General features: G+C 71.9%; 14 protein-coding genes and 1 tRNA gene. 5 read left to right on the top strand and 10 right to left on the bottom strand.

What is annotated here, in order from left to right; genetic code table 11:
* The first annotated feature begins 5 nt into the window (after positions 1-5).
* The gene (locus ACZ4VW_RS05125) at positions 6-1004 is read left to right on the top strand and encodes an ABC transporter ATP-binding protein (protein ID WP_467959565.1); all 999 of its coding nucleotides are present in this window, start codon (positions 6-8) and stop codon (positions 1002-1004) included.
* Positions 1001-1717 carry an ABC transporter ATP-binding protein gene (locus ACZ4VW_RS05130; RefSeq protein ID WP_355111231.1) on the top strand — a complete coding sequence of 239 codons (717 nt, stop codon included), beginning with the start codon at positions 1001-1003 and terminating at the stop codon, positions 1715-1717. The genes ACZ4VW_RS05125 and ACZ4VW_RS05130 overlap by 4 nt, the downstream gene beginning before the upstream one ends.
* Before the next feature lie 76 nt (positions 1718-1793).
* Here ACZ4VW_RS05130 and ACZ4VW_RS05135 read toward each other — a convergent pair whose 3' ends face one another.
* Positions 1794-2453, bottom strand: a complete 660-nt coding sequence (locus ACZ4VW_RS05135; protein WP_467958562.1) for an ANTAR domain-containing response regulator — start codon at positions 2451-2453, stop codon at positions 1794-1796.
* A 98-nt stretch (positions 2454-2551) separates the two neighbouring features.
* Between ACZ4VW_RS05135 and ACZ4VW_RS05140 the strand changes: the two genes are divergently transcribed.
* Positions 2552-2626 (top strand) — tRNA-Leu (locus tag ACZ4VW_RS05140).
* Between the two features lie 92 nt (positions 2627-2718).
* On the opposite strand, the gene ACZ4VW_RS05145 is transcribed toward ACZ4VW_RS05140, so the two are convergent.
* The 3 genes from ACZ4VW_RS05145 to ACZ4VW_RS05155 form a co-directional block, all read right to left on the bottom strand.
* Positions 2719-3435 carry a DUF4331 family protein gene (locus tag ACZ4VW_RS05145; RefSeq protein WP_467958564.1) on the bottom strand — a complete coding sequence of 239 codons (717 nt, stop codon included), beginning with the start codon at positions 3433-3435 and terminating at the stop codon, positions 2719-2721.
* A gap of 53 nt (positions 3436-3488) precedes the next feature.
* Complete coding sequence (pyk, locus tag ACZ4VW_RS05150) at positions 3489-4925, bottom strand: pyruvate kinase (RefSeq protein ID WP_467958566.1); 1437 nt, start codon at positions 4923-4925, stop codon at positions 3489-3491.
* Positions 4926-5105: 180 nt separating this feature from the next.
* A complete protein-coding gene (locus ACZ4VW_RS05155) occupies positions 5106-5777 on the bottom strand; it encodes an SIMPL domain-containing protein (protein ID WP_467958568.1) in 672 nt (223 codons plus the stop codon).
* Between the two features lie 137 nt (positions 5778-5914).
* Between ACZ4VW_RS05155 and ACZ4VW_RS05160 the strand changes: the two genes are divergently transcribed.
* Complete coding sequence (locus ACZ4VW_RS05160; RefSeq protein ID WP_467958570.1) at positions 5915-7711, top strand: bifunctional metallophosphatase/5'-nucleotidase; 1797 nt, start codon at positions 5915-5917, stop codon at positions 7709-7711.
* Here the strand turns inward: ACZ4VW_RS05160 and ACZ4VW_RS05165 are convergent.
* The 6 genes from ACZ4VW_RS05165 to ACZ4VW_RS05190 all read right to left on the bottom strand — a co-directional run bounded on the left by ACZ4VW_RS05165 (position 7708) and on the right by ACZ4VW_RS05190 (position 15438).
* Complete coding sequence (locus ACZ4VW_RS05165) at positions 7708-9123, bottom strand: lysine N(6)-hydroxylase/L-ornithine N(5)-oxygenase family protein (protein WP_467958572.1); 1416 nt, start codon at positions 9121-9123, stop codon at positions 7708-7710. The genes ACZ4VW_RS05160 and ACZ4VW_RS05165 overlap by 4 nt on opposite strands.
* Positions 9120-10535, bottom strand: a complete 1416-nt coding sequence (locus ACZ4VW_RS05170; protein WP_467958574.1) for a pyridoxal phosphate-dependent decarboxylase family protein — start codon at positions 10533-10535, stop codon at positions 9120-9122. The genes ACZ4VW_RS05165 and ACZ4VW_RS05170 overlap by 4 nt, the downstream gene beginning before the upstream one ends.
* 163 nt (positions 10536-10698) lie before the next feature.
* The gene (gene pepN / locus ACZ4VW_RS05175) at positions 10699-13191 is read right to left on the bottom strand and encodes an aminopeptidase N (protein WP_467958576.1); all 2493 of its coding nucleotides are present in this window, start codon (positions 13189-13191) and stop codon (positions 10699-10701) included.
* Between the two features lie 50 nt (positions 13192-13241).
* Positions 13242-14234: an asparaginase gene (locus tag ACZ4VW_RS05180; RefSeq protein WP_467958578.1), complete on the bottom strand. Its 993-nt coding sequence runs from the start codon at positions 14232-14234 to the stop codon at positions 13242-13244.
* Entirely contained in the window at positions 14234-14539 is a 306-nt protein-coding gene (locus ACZ4VW_RS05185) for a chorismate mutase (RefSeq protein ID WP_467958580.1), read from the bottom strand. The genes ACZ4VW_RS05180 and ACZ4VW_RS05185 overlap by 1 nt, the downstream gene beginning before the upstream one ends.
* An 11-nt stretch (positions 14540-14550) precedes the next feature.
* Positions 14551-15438, bottom strand: a complete 888-nt coding sequence (locus ACZ4VW_RS05190) for a helix-turn-helix transcriptional regulator (RefSeq protein WP_467958582.1) — start codon at positions 15436-15438, stop codon at positions 14551-14553.
* 92 nt (positions 15439-15530) lie between these two features.
* Between ACZ4VW_RS05190 and ACZ4VW_RS05195 the strand changes: the two genes are divergently transcribed.
* The gene (locus tag ACZ4VW_RS05195) at positions 15531-17306 is read left to right on the top strand and encodes a glycoside hydrolase family 35 protein (protein ID WP_467958584.1); all 1776 of its coding nucleotides are present in this window, start codon (positions 15531-15533) and stop codon (positions 17304-17306) included.
* Positions 17307-17361 lie beyond the last annotated feature (55 nt).

Here is a 17361-nt window from a genome sequence, read left to right on the forward strand (position 1 = left end):
CCACCATGACGACGACCACCACCACGGCCACGGCCGCCACCGTCCTCGACGCCAGCGGTGTCACCATGCGCTTCGGCGGACTCACCGCCGTACGCGGAGTGGACCTCACCGTCCGCGAGGGCGAGATCGTCGGCCTCATCGGCCCCAACGGCGCCGGCAAGACGACCTTCTTCAACTGCCTGACCGGTCTGTACGTCCCCACCGAGGGACAGGTCAGCTACAAGGGGACCGTGCTGCCGCCCAAGCCGCACCTGGTCACCAAGGCCGGCATCGCCCGCACCTTCCAGAACATCCGCCTCTTCTCCAACATGACGGTCCTGGAGAACGTCCTCGTCGGACGCCACACCCGGACCAAGGAGGGCCTCTGGTCCGCGCTCCTGCGCGGACCGGGCTTCAAGAAGGCCGAAGTCGCCTCCCGCGAACGCGCCATGGAACTCCTCGAGTTCGTGGGCCTGGCGAAGAAGGCCGAGCACCTCGCCCGCAACCTGCCCTACGGCGAGCAGCGCAAGCTGGAGATCGCCCGCGCACTGGCGAGCGACCCCGGCCTGCTGCTCCTCGACGAGCCGACCGCCGGCATGAACCAGAACGAGACCCGCACCACCGAGGAACTCGTCTTCGCCATCCGTGACAAGGGCATCGCCGTCCTGGTCATCGAGCACGACATGAAGTTCATCTTCAACCTGTGCGACCGCGTCGCGGTGCTCGTCCAGGGCGAGAAGCTCGTCGAGGGCACCTCGGACGTCGTCCAGGGCGACGAGCGCGTCGTCGCGGCGTACCTGGGCACGCCGTTCGAGGGCGCGCCGGGCGCGGAGGAGGTCGCCGAGGTCGAGGCGGCGGAGGCGCACGCGGAGGCCGAGGCGGAGGCCGAGGCTGCTGCCGAGGCCGAGGAGGCTCCCGCGGAGGAGGCGCCCGAGGCCCCCGAGGCCACGGACGCCCCCGAGGCCGACGCTCCGGACCCCGCCTCGAAGGACGCGGGCAGCACCACCGAAGGAGACACCAAGTGACCGCACTTCTCGAGGTCGAGGACCTCAGGGTCGCCTACGGCAAGATCGAGGCCGTCAAGGGCATCTCCTTCACCGTCGAGGCCGGTCAGGTCGTCACCCTGATCGGTACCAACGGCGCCGGCAAGACCACCACCCTGCGCACCCTCTCCGGCCTCATCAAGCCCGCGAGCGGAAAGATCACCTTCGACGGCCAGGTCCTCAACGGGATCCCCGCCCACAAGGTCGTCTCCCTCGGCATGGCCCACTCCCCCGAGGGCCGGCACATCTTCCCCAAGCTGACCATCGCCGAGAACCTCCAGCTCGGTGCCTTCCTCCGCAAGGACAAGGACGGCATCGAGCGGGACGTCCAGCGCGCCTACGACCTCTTCCCCATCCTGGGCGAACGTCGCAAGCAGGCCGCCGGCACCCTCTCCGGCGGTGAGCAGCAGATGCTCGCCATGGGCCGGGCCCTCATGTCCCAGCCCAAGCTGCTCATGCTCGACGAGCCCTCCATGGGCCTCTCCCCGATCATGATGCAGAAGATCATGGAGACCATCGCCACCCTCAAGGCCGAGGGCATGACCATCCTGCTCATCGAGCAGAACGCCCAGGCCGCGCTCTCCCTGGCGGACTACGGCTACGTCCTGGAGGTCGGCTCGGTCAAGCTCTCCGGCACCGGCCAGGACCTGCTCCACAACGACGACGTGCGCAAGACGTACCTCGGCGAGGAGTAGACCGCCGCACCACGGACAGAAGGCCCGCCCCACAACGATGTGGGGCGGGCCTTCTTCGTGTTCGTACGGCAGGGGGCTACTGCTGGCCCTTCGCCGCCTTCTTCTCCTCGGCGTCCTCGATGACCGCCTCGGCCACCTGCTGCATCGACATGCGGCGGTCCATCGACGTCTTCTGGATCCAGCGGAACGCGGCCGGCTCCGTCAGGCCGTACTGCGTCTGGAGGATGCTCTTCGCCCGGTCGACCAGCTTGCGGGTCTCCAGCCGCTGCGAGAGGTCCGCGACCTCCTTCTCCAGCGCCCGCAGCTCCGCGAACCGCGACACGGCCATCTCGATGGCCGGCACGACGTCGCTCTTGCTGAACGGCTTCACCAGGTACGCCATGGCCCCGGCGTCGCGGGCCCGCTCGACGAGGTCGCGCTGCGAGAAGGCGGTGAGCATCAGAACGGGGGCGATGGACTCCCCCGCGATCTTCTCCGCGGCGGAGATCCCGTCCAGGACGGGCATCTTCACATCGAGGATGACGAGGTCGGGCCGGTGCTCCCGCGCGAGCTCGACGGCCCGGGCGCCGTCGCCGGCCTCGCCGACGACCGAGTAGCCCTCTTCTTCGAGCATCTCTTTGAGGTCGAGGCGGATGAGGGCCTCGTCCTCGGCGATGACGACACGGGTCGTCAGCGGCGGGACGTGCGACGCGTCGGCATCGTCGGCGGCGGGCTGGGGCGACTCGGGGGCGGTCACGGGGGCTCCTCGTTGCGGGGCAGGTACTGCTCCCCTGAGCCTACCTAGCTCCTGTAAGGTGGTGATCCGCAGGGCCCGTGTGGCCCTCCCTTTCTAAGGCCCCAGTACTCCAACTGGTCAGAGAGGCCGCTCTCAAACAGCGGACAGTGTGGGTTCGAATCCCACCTGGGGCACTTTTCCTTCGATTCCAAGGTTGAGCTGACGCGACGGCTGTTCACACGGCCCGGCGCGCGCGCCTTCGCGTCCTCGCGATATCCCGCCCCCCTCAGTGCGGCGTTCCCAGGTAGGGGAAGTGCGGCAGCAGATCGGTGCGCGAGGCGACCGAGCCGAACCGGGGCGTGGTCACGTCGTCGCTCAGGTGACGGCCGTTGGGGTACGACGCCGGGCGCGAGCGGTCGTAGTGGAGGGTGTCCGGGCGGGGGGCGTGGGCGCCGCGATCGACGGATCGCAGCTCGCCGTCGGTGCGGAGGCTGACACGGGCGCGGACACCGATGCGGGGGTTGGCCCCGAGTTCGTCGTCGGGCATTTCGAGGGCGATGCCGAAGACGTTCCTGTCGGCTCCCCGGTCGGGGTCGCCGCGGAGTCCGGCGGAGACCTTGTAGTCGTCGGCCGCGGTGACGGAGAGTTCCCGGCCGAAGGAGACGGGGACGCCCGTGAAGAGAGGGGTTCCGGCGGCTTCGTGACCGCGGGCCTCGGGGCCGGTGGCGCGGTGGAGGGCGAGAGTCTGTTCGCCGTCCGCCGCGGGGGTGGAGAAGGTGAAGCTGTAGGCGATGTCGGCCTGGTCGTCGCCGTCGGTGTCGATGTCGATGCGGTAGACGGCGTCGGGGTGGAAGGTCGTGCCGCCGCTGGGTGCGAGCGGGTGGACGTTCATGATCAGGGCGGTGCGCCCGCCGGGGACGGTGAAGGCGAAGAGGTTGGTGAGGTCCAGGCGGGCGTCGTCCGTCGGGGAGGGCGGGTGGGGTCCGCCGAGGTGGTGTGACATGGCGCCACTGTTGCGGCACGAGGGGGTGGTCGGCGGCGACGGGGCCGCCGTGGTCACTCCTTCGGGCTGTCGTCCTCGCCGATGTGGTGGACACGGACGAGGTTGGTGGAGCCCGCGACGCCGGGCGGGGAGCCGGCGGTGATGACGACGATGTCGCCCTTCCGGCAGCGGCCGATGCGCAGGAGCTCCTCGTCGACCTGGGCGACCATGGCGTCGGTGGAGTCGACGTGCGGGCCGAGGAAGGTTTCGACGCCCCAGGTGAGGTTGAGCTGGGAGCGGGTGGCGGGGTCGGGGGTGAAGGCCAGGAGGGGGATCGGCGAGCGGTAGCGGGAGAGGCGCTTGACCGTGTCTCCGGACTGGGTGAAGGCGACGAGGAACTTGGCGCCGAGGAAGTCGCCCATCTCGGCGGCTGCGCGGGCGACGGCTCCGCCCTGGGTGCGGGGCTTGTTCCGTTCGGTGAGGGGCGGCAGGCCCTTGGCGAGGACGTCCTCTTCCGCGGCTTCGACGATGCGGCCCATGGTGCGGACGGTCTCGACCGGGTATTTGCCGACGCTGGTCTCGCCGGAGAGCATGACGGCGTCCGTGCCGTCGATGACGGCGTTGGCGACGTCGCTGGCCTCGGCGCGGGTCGGCCGGGAGTTGTCGATCATCGAGTCGAGCATCTGGGTGGCGACGATGACGGGCTTGGCGTTGCGCTTGGCGAGCTTGATGGCGCGCTTCTGGACGATGGGCACCTGTTCGAGGGGCATTTCGACGCCGAGGTCACCGCGGGCGACCATGATGCCGTCGAAGGCGGCGACGATGTCGTCGATGTTCTCGACGGCCTGGGGCTTTTCGATCTTGGCGATCACGGGGAGGCGGCGGTCCTCCTCGTCCATGACGCGGTGGACGTCCTCGATGTCGCGGCCGCTGCGGACGAAGGAGAGGGCGATGATGTCGGCTCCGGTGCGCAGGGCCCAGCGGAGGTCGTCGATGTCCTTCTCGGAGAGGGCGGGGACGGAGACGGCGACTCCGGGCAGGTTCAGGCCCTTGTGGTCGGAGACCATGCCGCCTTCGACGACGCGGGTGTGGACGCGGGGTCCGTCGACGGCGGTGACTTCGAGGGTGACGCGGCCGTCGTCGACGAGGATGCGCTCGCCCGGGGTGACGTCGGCGGCGAGTCCGTCGTAGGTGGTGCCGCAGATGTGGCGGTCGCCCTCGACGGGTTCGACGGTGATGGTGAAGTCGTCACCGCGTTCAAGGAGTACGGGTCCTTCACGGAAGCGGCCGAGGCGGATCTTCGGGCCTTGAAGGTCGGCGAGGACTCCGATGCTGCGGCCGGTCTCGTCGGAGGCTTTGCGCACGCGCTGGTAGCGCTCCTCGTGTTCGGCGTAGGTGCCGTGGCTGAGGTTGAGTCGGGCGACGTCCATTCCCGCTTCGACCAGTGCCTTGATCTGGTCGTATGTGTCGGTGGCGGGGCCCAGGGTACAAACGATTTTTGCTCGGCGCATGGTTCGAGCCTAGGGCTTACCGGTGGGTAGAGAAGTGGGCCGGCATGTCTGTTCAACAACCTTTGCGTGAAAGCTTGTTGACAAGTCTTGAATCTGTGCGGGCGGGTGCTCCGATGAGCGTTTCCGGGGGTCGGGAGAGGGAGGCCCGGCGCCGCCCGGGCCCGGGCCGTCCCACCCCCGTCACAGCGTCGGTGGGGCCATGGTGAAGCGGGCCGTCACCTCGGCCGTGACGGTCTGGCGCTGGGGTTCGAGGTCGAGGGGCGGCGCCGTGTCGACGGCTTCCGCGGCGAAGGCCATCCGCATGCCGCCCATCGGGGTGGGCGGCGGGACCAGGCCGGTGTCCGAGAGTTCCAGGAGAGCGGAGAGGGAGGTGCCGAGCGCCGCCGCGTACGCGCGGGCGCGCTGGACCGCCTCCCCCACCGCCGTGCGGCGTGCCTCTCCGTACGACGGGGAGTCGGGGCGCAGCGCCCACCAGGGGCCGTCCACCTGGGTGAGCTCCAGGTCGGCGAGGCGGGTGGTGAGTTCGCCGACGGCGGTGAAGTCGTTGAGTTCGGCGGTGAGATGGACGCGGCCCTGGTAGGCGCGTACGCGTTCGCCGCGGCCGTGGCGGCTCGGCTCGGGTGCGATGGAGAAGGCGCCGGTCTCCAGTTTCTCGACGGCTTCGCCGTAGGACTTGATCAGGTCGAGGGCGAGGGCGTTGCGCCGCGTGAGGTCGGTGAGGGTGGCGGCCCGGTCGGTGCCGCGGGCGCTCACGGTGACGCCGACGCGGGCGATCTCGGGGTCCACTTCGAGTCGTGCCTCGCCCCGGACCGCCACCTGCGGCGCCTCCGGGGTCGGGTGGGGGGTCGTCACTTCGGGCTCCCTCGGACGAAAGACGGCTGCCGTGCTCCGCACACTTTCCCACTCCGTAACCGGAAAGCTCTGTTGCGGAGGTGACGCGTGAGCCAGAATCTACGCGCGTTGTGCGCCACTGGACCAAGGAGAACCACATGCCGTTGAACCGTCGGACCTTCCTGGAGAGCTCCGTCGCCGTCGGAGCCGGAGCCGCCCTCACCACGGGGGCTGCCGCCCCCGCGCAGGCCCACGAACCTCACCCCCGGCCGGCCAAGCGGTACTCCTTCACCGTGATGGGCACCACCGACCTGCACGGCAACGTCTTCAACTGGGACTACTTCACGGACAGGGAGTTCGACGACAAGGCGCACAACGACGTCGGTCTCGCGAAGATATCGACGCTGGTCGACCAGGTCCGTGCGGCGAAGGGGAGGCGCAACACGCTCCTGATCGACGCCGGTGACACGATCCAGGGGACGCAGCTCTCCTACTACTACGCCAAAGTCGACCCGATCACCCGGGTCGGCGGCCCGGTCCATCCCATGGCACAGGCGATGAACGCCATCGGCTACGACGCCGCGGCCCTCGGCAACCACGAGTTCAACTACGGCATCCCGGTGCTGCGGAAGTTCGAGGAGCAGTGCGACTTCCCGCTGCTCGGCGCCAACGCGCTGGACGCGAAGACGCTGCGGCCGGCCTTCCCGCCGTACAGCATGCACCGGCTGCGGACCCCGCACGGCCGGGACGTGAAGGTCGCGGTGCTCGGCCTGACCAACCCCGGCATCGCCATCTGGGACAAGGCCAACGTCACCGGCAAGATGGTCTTCCCCGGCCTGGAGGAGCAGGCGGCGAAGTGGGTCCCGAAGCTGCGGTCGATGGGTGCCGATGTCGTCGTCGTGTCCGCGCACTCCGGCTCCAGCGGCACCTCCTCGTACGGTGACCAGCTTCCGCACATCGAGAACGCGGCCGGACTGGTGGCCGAGCAGGTCCCGGGGATCGACGCGATCCTCGTCGGGCACGCGCACACCGAGATCCCGGAGTACCGGGTGACGAACAAGGAGACCGGCAAGGACGTCGTGCTGTCCGAGCCGCTGAAGTGGGGGCAGCGCCTCACCCTCTTCGACTTCGACCTCGTGTGGGAGAAGGGCCGCTGGGTCGTCGAGAAGGTCGGCGCGCAGGTCCTTAACTCCAACACGGTGGAGGAGGACCCGGAGATCGCCGGGCTGCTGGCCGACGAGCACAAGAAGGTCGTCGCGTACGTCAACCAGGTCATCGGCACCTCCGGAGCGACCATGGCCACCGCCGACGCGCCGTGGAAGGACGAGCCGATCATCGACCTGATCAACCACGTCCAGGCGGAGACGGTGAAGGCGGCGCTGGCCGGCGGCGCGTACGCCGCGCTGCCCGTCCTCTCGCAGGCGTCCTGCTTCTCCCGCACCGCCGCGATCCCGGCCGGTCAGGTCACCATCAGGGACGCCGCCGGGCTCTACCCCTTCGAGAACACGCTGGAGGCCCGCCTGCTGACGGGCGCGCAGCTCAAGGACTACCTGGAGTACTCGGCGCGGTACTACGTCCAGACCCCGGCCGGTGCGCCCGTCGACCCGGCGAAGCTGACGAACGCGAACGGCATTCCGGACTACAACTACGACGCCGTGTACGGGGTGACGTACGAGATCGACATCGCGGCGCCGGCCGGCTCGCGGATCGTGAACCTGTCCTTCGGCGGCGCGCCGATCGACCCGGCCGCGCGGTTCGTGCTCGCCGTGAACAACTACCGGGCCAGTGGCGGTGGCGCGTTCCCGCACATCGCGGGCGCGCAGCAGCTCTGGGCGAACTCGGACGAGATCCGGAACACGATCATCCAGTGGGTGCAGGCGGAGGGCGCGATCGACCCGGGCCGGTTCGCGTCGGTGGACTGGAAGCTGACCCGGGGCGGTACGCCCGTCTTCTAGTTGCTCTGCGGGAGAGGCGTCAGCTCCTGGCCCTGGGCCGGGATGCGCGGCGCCTCTCGCCGTTCCAGGCCGAAGCTGGTGAACGCGGTGCGGCGCGGCAGCGGGTAGGGCTCCTTGCCGGTGAGCGTGTTGAGGATGGTCGCGCTGCGCCAGGCGGCGAGGCCGAGGTCGGGGGCGCCGACGCCGTGGGTGTGCTTCTCGGCGTTCTGCACGTAGACGGAGCCGGTGACGGACGCGTCGAGGACGAGTCGGAAGGAGTCGTCGACGCGGGGGCGTCCGGCGGAGTCGTGGCGCAGGTACGGGTCGAGGCCGGCGAGGATGCGGTCGAGCGGGCGCTCCTTGTAGCCGGTGGCGAGGACCACGGCGTCGGTGGTGAGGCGGGAGCGGGTGCCTTCCTGGACGTGTTCGAGGTGCAGCTCCACCTTGGTGGTGGCGACGCGGCCGGCGGTGCGGACCCGGACGCCGGGGGTGAGGACGGCGTCGGGCCAGCCGCCGTGCAGGGTGCGCCGGTAGAGCTCGTCGTGGATGGCGGCGATGGTGTCGGCGTCGATGCCCTTGTGCAGTTGCCACTGGCGGGGTACGAGGTCGTTGCGCACCGGCTCGGGCAGGGAGTGGAACCAGCGGGTGTAGTCGGGGGTGAAGTGTTCCAGGCCGAGCTTGGAGTACTCCATCGGCGCGAACGCCTCCGTCCGCGCCAGCCAGTGGATCTTCTCGGCGCCGGCGGGCCGTGCCCTGAGGAGGTCGAGGAAGACCTCGGCGCCGGACTGGCCTGAGCCGATGACGGTGACGTGTTCGGCGGCGATGAGCCGCTCACGGTGGTCGAGGTAGTCGGCCGAGTGGAAGACGGGGACGTTCGGGGCGGTCGCCAGGGGCTTCAGCGGCTCCGGGACGTACGGCTCGGTGCCGACGCCCAGCACCACGTTCCGGGTGTAGGCGCGGCCCAGCGCCTCGGCCTCTCCGTCCGGGTCGAGCTGGGTGAAGTCCACCTCGAACAGGTCCCGTTCGGGGTTCCAGCGGACGGCGTCGACCTGGTGGCCGAAGTGCAGGCCGGGGAGGCGGGAGCTGACCCAGCGGCAGTAGGCGTCGTACTCGGCGCGCTGGATGTGGAACTTCTCCGCGAAGTAGAAGGGGAAGAGCCGGTCGCGGGTGCGCAGGTAGTTGAGGAAGGTCCAGGGGCTGGTGGGGTCGGCGAGGGTCACCAGGTCGGCGAGGAAGGGGACCTGGAGGGTGGCGCCCTCGATGAGCAGGCCGGGGTGCCAGTGGAAGGCCGGGTTCTGCTCGTAGAAGCCCACCGACAGGCCGCCGGGGACGCCGTGGGCGAGGGCGGCGAGGGAGAGGTTGAAGGGGCCGATGCCGATGCCCACCAGGTCGTGGGGCTGATCGAGGTCGCGCTGGGGGGTGCTGCCGGTCATCGGTCGGTGCTGCCTTCCGTCTGGGCTGTGACGAGCGTGAGGATCTCTTCGAGGTCGCCGGGGGTGGCGTGGGGGTTGAGCAGGGTGGCCTTGAGCCAGAGCCGGCCGTCCTGGTGGGCCCGGCCGAGGACGGCGCGGCCCTGGGCGAGGAGGGTGCGGCGGATCGCGGCGACGGTGGTGTCGTCGGCGTTCTCGGGCCGGAACAGGACGGTGGTCAGCGTCGGGCGCTCGTACAGCTCCAGGCCGGGGGCCTTCTCGACGAGGTCGGCGAGGTGGTGGGCGAGCGCGCAGACCCGGTCGACGAGGTCGCCGAGTCCGCTGCGGCCGAGGGCGCGCAGGGTGACGGCGGTCTTGAGGACGTCGGGGCGGCGGCTGGTGCGCAGGGAGCGCCCGAGCAGGTCGGGGAGGCCGGCTTCGGTGTCGTCGTCCGCGTTGAGGTAGTCGGCGGTGTGGGAGAGGACGGCGAGGTCGGTCCGGTCGCGGACGGCGAGGAGTCCGGCGGCCACTGGCTGCCAGCCCAGTTTGTGCAGGTCGAGCGTGACGGTGCGGGCGCGGTCGAGGCCGTCGAGGAGGGGGCGGTGGGTGTCGCTGAAGAGGGCGGCGCCGCCGTAGGCCGCGTCGACGTGGAGGTCGGACTTGTGGGCCTCGCAGAGCGTGGCGATCTCGGGGAGGGGGTCGACGCGGCCGGTGTCGGTGGTGCCGGCGGTGGCCGCGACGAGGAGGGGGCCGGGGAGGTCGGTCAGTGCCTCGTCGAGGGCCGCCGGGTCGAGGGTGCCGTTGGGGGTGGGCACGGTCACCGGCTCGGGCAGGCCGAGGAGCCAGGCGGCGCGGCGGAAGGAGTGGTGGGCGTTGGCGCCGACGACGGCCCGGACGGCGTGGCCGGGGCCGTGGCGTTCGCGGGCGAGGAGGAGGGCGAGCTGGTTGGACTCGGTTCCGCCGGTGGTGACGAGGGCGTCGGGGTGGGGTGCGGTGGGGTAGACGGCCGTGGCGAGGGCCTCGGTGACCAGGGCCTCCAGGGCGGAGGCGGCGGGGGCCTGGTCCCATGAGTCCATGGAGGGGTTGAGCGCGGAGGCGGCGAGGTCGGCGGCGGCGGCGAGCGCGAGGGGCGGGGTGTGGAGGTGTGCCGCGCAGAGGGGGTGGGCGGGGTCCGCGGCGCCGTGGGCGAGGGCCGTGACGAGGGAGCGCAGGGCGGTGGCGGGGGCGGTGCCGGTGCCGGGGAGTACGGCGCCTCCGAGCGCCTCGCGCATCCGGGCGGTGACCTCGTCCGGTCCGCCGGCCGGGATCGGTCCGCCGCGTGCGTGCGCGCCGTCGCGGAGGGCGTCGAGGACGGTGTCCAGGAGGGGGCGCAGGGCGTCGGGGCCGGTCTCGCCTCCGGCGAGGGGTGGGGCGTCGGGGGTGGGCGCGGCACACATGGCACAACCCTGCCGGGGGTTCTGGCGGTATGTCCGCCGATGCCGCCTGAGCAACCCGTTCGGGGGACGGGGCCTGGACAAGGCCCCGTCCCTCGTGGTGGGCGTTCGGGGTGCGAGCCGGAGGGCGGGGCCCGGTCCGCCGGCGGGCCCGGGCCCGCCCCCGTCAGGCGCCCCGGACCTTCAGGGCGCGGCGCAGGTCGTCGAGCTGGTCGACGAGCTTGCGGTGCAGGGCCGGGATCTGGGTGTCGCTCGCGAGGTGGTGCTCGCCCCAGGCCAGGGCCTCCGTGTCGATCGCGTACGCGGGGAAGGCGTAGCGGCCCGCCGCCTCGGCCATCGCGGGGCCGCGGCGGGCGCCGAGGGCGGCGGCGGCCGGGTAGAAGCGGGGGACGTACTCCCGTACCAGTTCGGCCTGTTCGGGCTGCCAGAAGCCCTGGGCGGTCGCGGTGAAGAGGTAGTTGGAGAGGTCGTCGGAGTCGAAGAGCCGGGACCAGGCGGTGGCCTTCGCCTCCGGGTTCGGGAGGGCGGCGCGGCAGCGGGCGGCACCCTCCTGGCCGGTGGCGCTGGGGTCGCGCGCCAGTTCGGCGTCGATCGCGGCCTCGTCGACGGCGCCGAGGACGGCGAGCCGGGCGAGGATGCGCCAGCGCAGTTCCGGATCGATCTCGGGGCCGCCGGGGACGACTCCCTCGGCGAGCCAGGCGGCGATGGTGTCGGGCTGGGTGGCGCTGCTGATGAACGTGCGGACGGCCGTGAGGCGCAGGCCGGGGGCCTCGCCGTCCTCGGTGCGGCGGATGAGGTCGCGGGCGAGGGAGGTGAGCAGGGCCAGCGCGGCGGGGCGCTCGGCGTCCGGGAGGTAGTGGTCGGCGATCTGGGTGCGGGCGAAGGCGAGGACGCCCTGCACGATGGCGAGGTCGGTCTCCTCGGCGAGGTGGGCGTCGGCGGCCTGGAGGTAGACGGAGGGTTCCAGTTCGCCGTCGCGGACCATGTCGCGCAGGGTGTTCCACACCAGGGCGCGGGTGAGGGCGTCGGGGATGCTGGAGAGCGCCCACAGGGCGTTGTACTGCGAGGTGTCGTCCAGGCGGATCTTGGCGTAGGTGAGGTCGCCGTCGTTGAGGACGACGAGGCCGGGGCGCGGGCCGGGGAGTTCCACGGGGGCGGTCTGCGGGACGTCGACGTCGAGGCGCTCGCGCGGGACGAGCCGGCGGCCGTCGACGAGGTCGAGGTCGTAGACGCCGACGGTGACGCGGTGGGGGCGGCTGCCGTCCTGGCGCACGGTGAGCGTGGTGCGGGTCGCGTCGCCTCCCAGCTCCGGGGTGAGGGTGTCGACGCCGGTGGTGCGCAGCCACCGCTCGGCCCAGCCGTGGACGTCGCGGTCGGTGGCGGAGGCGAGGTTGTCGATGAAGTCGGCAAGGGTGGCGTTGCCGAACTTGTGGCGCTTGAAGTGGGTGTTGATGCCGGCGAGGAAGTCCTTCTCCCCCATCCAGGCGACGAGCTGGCGCAGGGCGGAGGCGCCCTTGGCGTAGGAGATGCCGTCGAAGTTGAGCAGCGCGGAGGCGGTGTCGGGGACGGCGTCGGGGTCGGGGGCGACGGGGTGGGTGGAGGGGCGCTGGTCGGCGTCGTACCCCCATGCCTTGCGGGCGATGCCGAAGTCGATCCAGGTGTCGGGGAAGCGGTCGGAGCACGCTTCGTTGACGGTCTGGTAGCCCATGTACTCGGCGAAGGACTCGTTCAGCCAGATGTCGTCCCACCAGCGCAGGGTGACGAGGTCGCCGAACCACATGTGGGCCATCTCGTGGGCGATGACCATGGCGCGGGTCTGGCGCTCGGTGACGGTGACGGCGGAGCGGTAGACGAACTCGTCGCGGAAGGTGACGAGGCCGGGGTTCTCCATGGCGCCGGCGTTGAACTCGGGGACGAAGGCCTGGTCGTAGGAGTCGAAGGGGTACGGCTCCTCGAACTTCTCGTGGAAGCGGTCGAAGCAGGCCTTGGTGACGTCGAGGATCTCGTCGGCGTCGGCGTCGAGGTGGGGGGCGAGGGAGCGGCGGCAGTGGATGCCGAAGGGCAGTCCGGCGTGCTCGGTGCGGATCGAGTGCCAGGGTCCGGCGGCGACGCAGACGAAGTAGGTGGAGAGGAGGGGGGTGGGGGCGGCCTCCCAGCGGCCGTCGGGCTGCTGCTCGGTGATGCCGTTGGCGAGGACGGTCCAGCCGTCGGGGGCGGTGACGCCCAGCTCGAAGACGGCCTTGAGGTCGGGCTGGTCGAAGGCGGCGAAGACGCGCTGGACGTCCTCCATGAAGAGCTGGGTGTAGACGTACGACTCGCCGTCCGCGGGGTCGGTGAAGCGGTGCATGCCCTCGCCGGTGCGGGAGTACCGCATGGTGGTGGTGACGCTCAGCGTGTGCTCGCCCTCGGTGAGGCGCAGGGGGAGCCGGTTCTCGTGGAGGGTCGTGACGTCCAGGGGCTCGCCGTCGAGGAGGGCGGAGTGCAGGGTCTCGGGCTTCAGCTCGACGAAGGTGTCCCCGGCGGTGCGGGCGGTGAACCGGATGAGACTCCGCGAGTGGAAGGTCTCGTCACCGAGGGTGAGGTCGAGGTCGACCCGGTAGTGGTGGACGTCGAGGAGCCGGGCACGGGTCTGCGCTTCGTCGCGCGTCAGTACGGACATGGGGCCCATGCTGCCTGATGCGTCCGCGCGGGGGCAGGGGGTTTCCGCTCTCAGGCCAGGCCGGTGCCGTCGAGGTGGGCGAAGGCCGCCGCGATGCCCGGGCGGTCGTAGCCGGCGGGGCCCTTGGCGCCGGAGGAGAGCAGGGCGTGGAGGAGGAGGCGGGCCTTGGCGGGGTCGAGGGCGCCGGCGGAGACGAGTCCGCGGTGCAGGAGGTCGTACTCGGAGCCGGGTCCGCGGTAGGTACGGGTGAGGGTGGCGCCGGCGCCCGTGCGGGAGGCGAGGACGACGGGGATGCGGCCGGCGAGGTCGGCCAGGGGGTCGACGAGCGCGGCGGGGACGTGGCCGGCGCCGAAGGCGGCGACGACGAGGCCGTCGAAGCGGGAGCCGACGGCCTCCAGGAGTTCGCCGCGGTCGCCGACGGCGAGGGTGAGCAGGGCGACCCGTACCGCCGGGTCGAAGCGCAGCGGGTGGATCGCGCTCGTGGTGGTGGGGCGCAGCAGGATCCTGGGTTCGCCCTCGACGACCGTGCCGAGCGGGCCGGCGCCCGGGGAGGCGAAGGTGGTGAGGGACGTGGTGTGGGTCTTGCGGACCAGTCGGGCGGCGTGGATCTCGTCGGCGAGGACGACGAGGACGCCGAGGTTCCGGCAGCCGGGTCCGGCGGCGACGGCGAGGGCGGCGGCCAGGTTGGCGGGGCCGTCGGCGCCGGGCAGGTCGGGGCGGCGCATGGCGCCGGTGACGACGATCGGTTCGCTGGTGACGCAGAGCAGGTCGAGGAGGAAGGCGGTCTCCTCGATGGTGTCGGTGCCCTGGACCACGACGACGCCGGAGCCGGCCGCGACGGTCTCCCGCACCTCGTGCGCGAGCGCGGCGAGGTCCTCGAAGGACAGGGAGGAGCTGGGCAGCCGGCGGAAGTCACGGAGCTCCACGTCGGCGTCGGGGACGACGCCGAGTCCGGCCAGGACCTCCGCGCCCGTCATGCGGGACGCGTCGCCGCCGCGCGCGGAGATGGTCCCGCCCAGGGTGAAGACCGTGACCCGGCCCATCAGCGTGCTCCGTCCGCGATCGTCTCGTGGTGGCGGATGACTTCCGCGATGATGAAGTTCAGGAGCTTCTCCGCGAAGGCCGGGTCCAGTTTCGCGCTCTCGGCCAGTTCGCGCAGCCGGGCGATCTGGCTGGCCTCGCGGGCGGGGTCGGCGGGCGGCAGCTGGTGCTTGGCCTTGAGGACGCCGACCTGCTGGGTGCATTTGAAGCGTTCGGCGAGCATGTGGACGACCGCCGCGTCGATGTTGTCGATGCTCTCGCGCAGCCGGGTCAGTTCCGCGGTGACGGACTCGTCGATATCACTCATGAGCAGCGAGCTTAGACGGATCGGGTGGCGATCGTCGGAGGGTGTTCGGGATCCGGGATCCGGTTGCTCCAGCCGCCGGGGACGGTCCGTCCCTGCTGGTCGCGGAAGCGGATGGGGGCGGTGCCGACGCGGCGGGTGAAGAGCCGGGAGAAGTAGGCCGGGTCGTCGTAGCCGACGCGGCGGGCGACGGCGGCGACGGGGAGCTCGGTGGCGGCGAGGAGTTCCTTCGCACGGCCCAGCCGGATGGAGAGCAGGTAGTCCTTGGGGCTGCAGCCGGCGGCGCGGCGTACGGCGGTGCGCAGTTCGGCGGGGGTCATGCCGTGCCGGGCGGCGTGTTCGGCGACGGAGAGCGGCTGGAAGGCGTCGCGGGCGAGGGCGGTGAGGACGGGGTCGCCGTCGGCGTTGGTGTCGGCGCGGGCGCGGCGCAGGGCGACGAGGAGTTCGTGGACGGCGGCCCCGGTCTCGACCTCCAGGAGCGGGTTGCCGCGGCGGGCGGCGCGGGCGATGCGGCCGATGGCGGCGCGGGGGGCGGCGGCGTCGGAGAGGGGGACGACGGGCCGGTCGGGTTCGATGTAGCCGAGTTCGGTGTAGGTGGTGGTGGCGGGGCCGCCGAAGTCGACGAAGGACTCGTCCCAGCCGGTCTGGGGGTCGGCGGAGTAGTGGTGCGGTACGCCGGGGGTGAGCCAGATCAGGGCGGGTGCGGTGATGGTGGTGCGCCGCCCGTCGGGGCCCCGGTACCAGCCGCTGCCGGCGCTGACGACGACGGCCACGTGGTGGTCGAGGGTGCGCGGGCCGACGGTGGGCAGGGCGCCGTGCTGCAGTCCGACACCGAGGCAGACGAGCCCGAGGCGGTGGTGGACCGGGCTGGGAGTGAAGTAGCGCATCCAGGTGTGGTACATCCGCCGTGCCTGCCTTTCTTCCGTCCTTCCGTCCAAACAGCGACGATCTTTGTCCATGGACCCGTCCGCCGCCAGAGGGTGAGGGTGAGGCCATGAGCACGTTCGCTGTGGGTGACGAGGACTTTCTTCTGGACGGGCGGCCGGTGCGGCTGCTGTCGGGGGCATTGCACTATTTCCGGGTGCACGAGGACCAGTGGGGTCATCGTCTGGGCATGCTCCGCGCGATGGGGCTCAACTGCGTGGAGACGTACGTCCCGTGGAACCTGTACGAGCCGGAGCCGGGCCGGTACGGGGACGTGGCCGCGCTGGGTCGGTTCCTGGACGCCGTGGCGGCGGCCGGGATGTGGGCGATCGTGCGGCCGGGTCCGTACATCTGTGCCGAGTGGGAGAACGGCGGGCTGCCGCACTGGCTGACGGGCCGGCTGGGGCGGCGGGTGCGGACGGAGGACGCGGAGTACCTGGCGCGGGTGGAGCGCTGGTTCCGGGTGCTGTTGCCGCAGGTCGTGGAGCGGCAGATCGACCGCGGCGGTCCGGTGATCATGGTCCAGGTGGAGAACGAGTACGGGAGTTTCGGCTCGGACCAGGGGTATCTGCGGCGGGTCGCGGATCTGCTGCTCGACTGCGGGGTGAGGGTGCCGCTGTTCACCTCGGACGGCCCGGAGGACCACATGCTGACGGGCGGGTCGCTGCCCGGGGTCCTGGCGACGGCGAACTTCGGCTCGGGGGCGCGGGAGGCGTTCGCGGCGCTGCGGCGGCACCAGCCGTCGGGGCCGCTGATGTGCATGGAGTTCTGGTGCGGCTGGTTCGACCACTGGGGCACGGAGCATTCCGTACGGGACGCGGCGGACGCGGCGGCGACGCTGCGGGAGATCCTGGAGTGCGGGGCGTCGGTGAACGTCTACATGGCGCACGGCGGGACGAATTTCGCGGGCTGGGCGGGGGCGAACCGGGCCGGTGCGCTGCACGAGGGCGAGCTGGTCCCGACGGTGACCTCGTACGACTACGACGCGCCGGTCGACGAGGCGGGGCTGCCGACGGAGAAGTTCTGGCGGTTCCGCGAGGTGCTCGCGCGGTTCGCGGAGGGTCCGCTGCCCGAGGTGCCGGCGCCGCCCCGGCGGATCGGGGGGCCGGCGGGCGCGGTCGTGGCGGAGTGGGCGCCGCTGGCGGAGGTGCTGGAGGCGCTCGGCGACGAGGAGTCGTTCACGCCGCTGCCCCCGACGTTCGAGGAGCTGGGCGTGGACCGGGGGCTGGTGCGCTACCGGCTGGAGATCCCCGGGCCGCGGCAGCCGTATCCGCTCTCGGTGAGCGGTCTGCGCGACCGCGCGGTGGTGTACGTGGACGGGGTGCGGGCGGGGGTGCTGGCCGCGGAGGACGCGGTGCTGGCGGAGCCGGTGGCGGGGCCGGCGGTGGTCGAGCTGTGGGTGGAGTCGCTGGGCCGGGTCAACTACGGGCCGCGGCAGGGCGAGCCGAAGGGGATCACGGGCGGGGTGCGGCACGAGCGGCAGTACGTGCACGGGGTACGGGCCCGGGGGCTGCGGGTGGACGCCTTCGAGGCGGGGGCGGTGGCGAAGGTGCCGTTCCGGCCGGTGGAGGACGGCGCGGTGGAGGACGGGGCGGGGGCGGGGGACGCCGGGCCGGGGCTGTACCGGGCGGTGGTGGAGGTCGCGGAGCCGGGTGACGCGGCGCTGTCCGTGCCGGGCGGGACGCGCGGCTTCGTCTGGGTGAACGGCTTCTGCCTCGGGCGGTACTGGGGTGTGGGTCCGCAGGACGCGCTGTTCGTGCCGGGTCCGGTGCTGCGGGAGGGCGGCAACGAGGTGTGGGTGCTGGAGCTGGAGGGCGGGGCGGCGGGGCGGGTGGAGCTGGCGTAGGAGGGCCGGGCGGCGGCGCGGGTGGGACTGGCGCAGGAGGACGCGCGGCGGCGCG

It is taken from the genome of Streptomyces sp. NPDC029139, from assembly GCF_055564335.1.

Coding starts and splice junctions, on each gene's coding strand:
- ACZ4VW_RS05145 (WP_467958564.1), bottom strand. CDS start 3,435: ATGTCACACCACCTCGGCGGACCCCACCCGCCCTCCCCGACGGACGAC.
- pepN (WP_467958576.1), bottom strand. CDS start 13,191: ATGTCCGTACTGACGCGCGACGAAGCGCAGACCCGTGCCCGGCTCCTC.
- pyk (WP_467958566.1), bottom strand. CDS start 4,925: ATGCGCCGAGCAAAAATCGTTTGTACCCTGGGCCCCGCCACCGACACA.
- ACZ4VW_RS05185 (WP_467958580.1), bottom strand. CDS start 14,539: ATGAGTGATATCGACGAGTCCGTCACCGCGGAACTGACCCGGCTGCGC.
- ACZ4VW_RS05165 (WP_467958572.1), bottom strand. CDS start 9,123: ATGACCGGCAGCACCCCCCAGCGCGACCTCGATCAGCCCCACGACCTG.
- ACZ4VW_RS05160 (WP_467958570.1), top strand. CDS start 5,915: ATGCCGTTGAACCGTCGGACCTTCCTGGAGAGCTCCGTCGCCGTCGGA.
- ACZ4VW_RS05190 (WP_467958582.1), bottom strand. CDS start 15,438: ATGTACCACACCTGGATGCGCTACTTCACTCCCAGCCCGGTCCACCAC.
- ACZ4VW_RS05180 (WP_467958578.1), bottom strand. CDS start 14,234: ATGGGCCGGGTCACGGTCTTCACCCTGGGCGGGACCATCTCCGCGCGC.
- ACZ4VW_RS05125 (WP_467959565.1), top strand. CDS start 6: ATGACGACGACCACCACCACGGCCACGGCCGCCACCGTCCTCGACGCC.
- ACZ4VW_RS05195 (WP_467958584.1), top strand. CDS start 15,531: ATGAGCACGTTCGCTGTGGGTGACGAGGACTTTCTTCTGGACGGGCGG.
- ACZ4VW_RS05170 (WP_467958574.1), bottom strand. CDS start 10,535: ATGTGTGCCGCGCCCACCCCCGACGCCCCACCCCTCGCCGGAGGCGAG.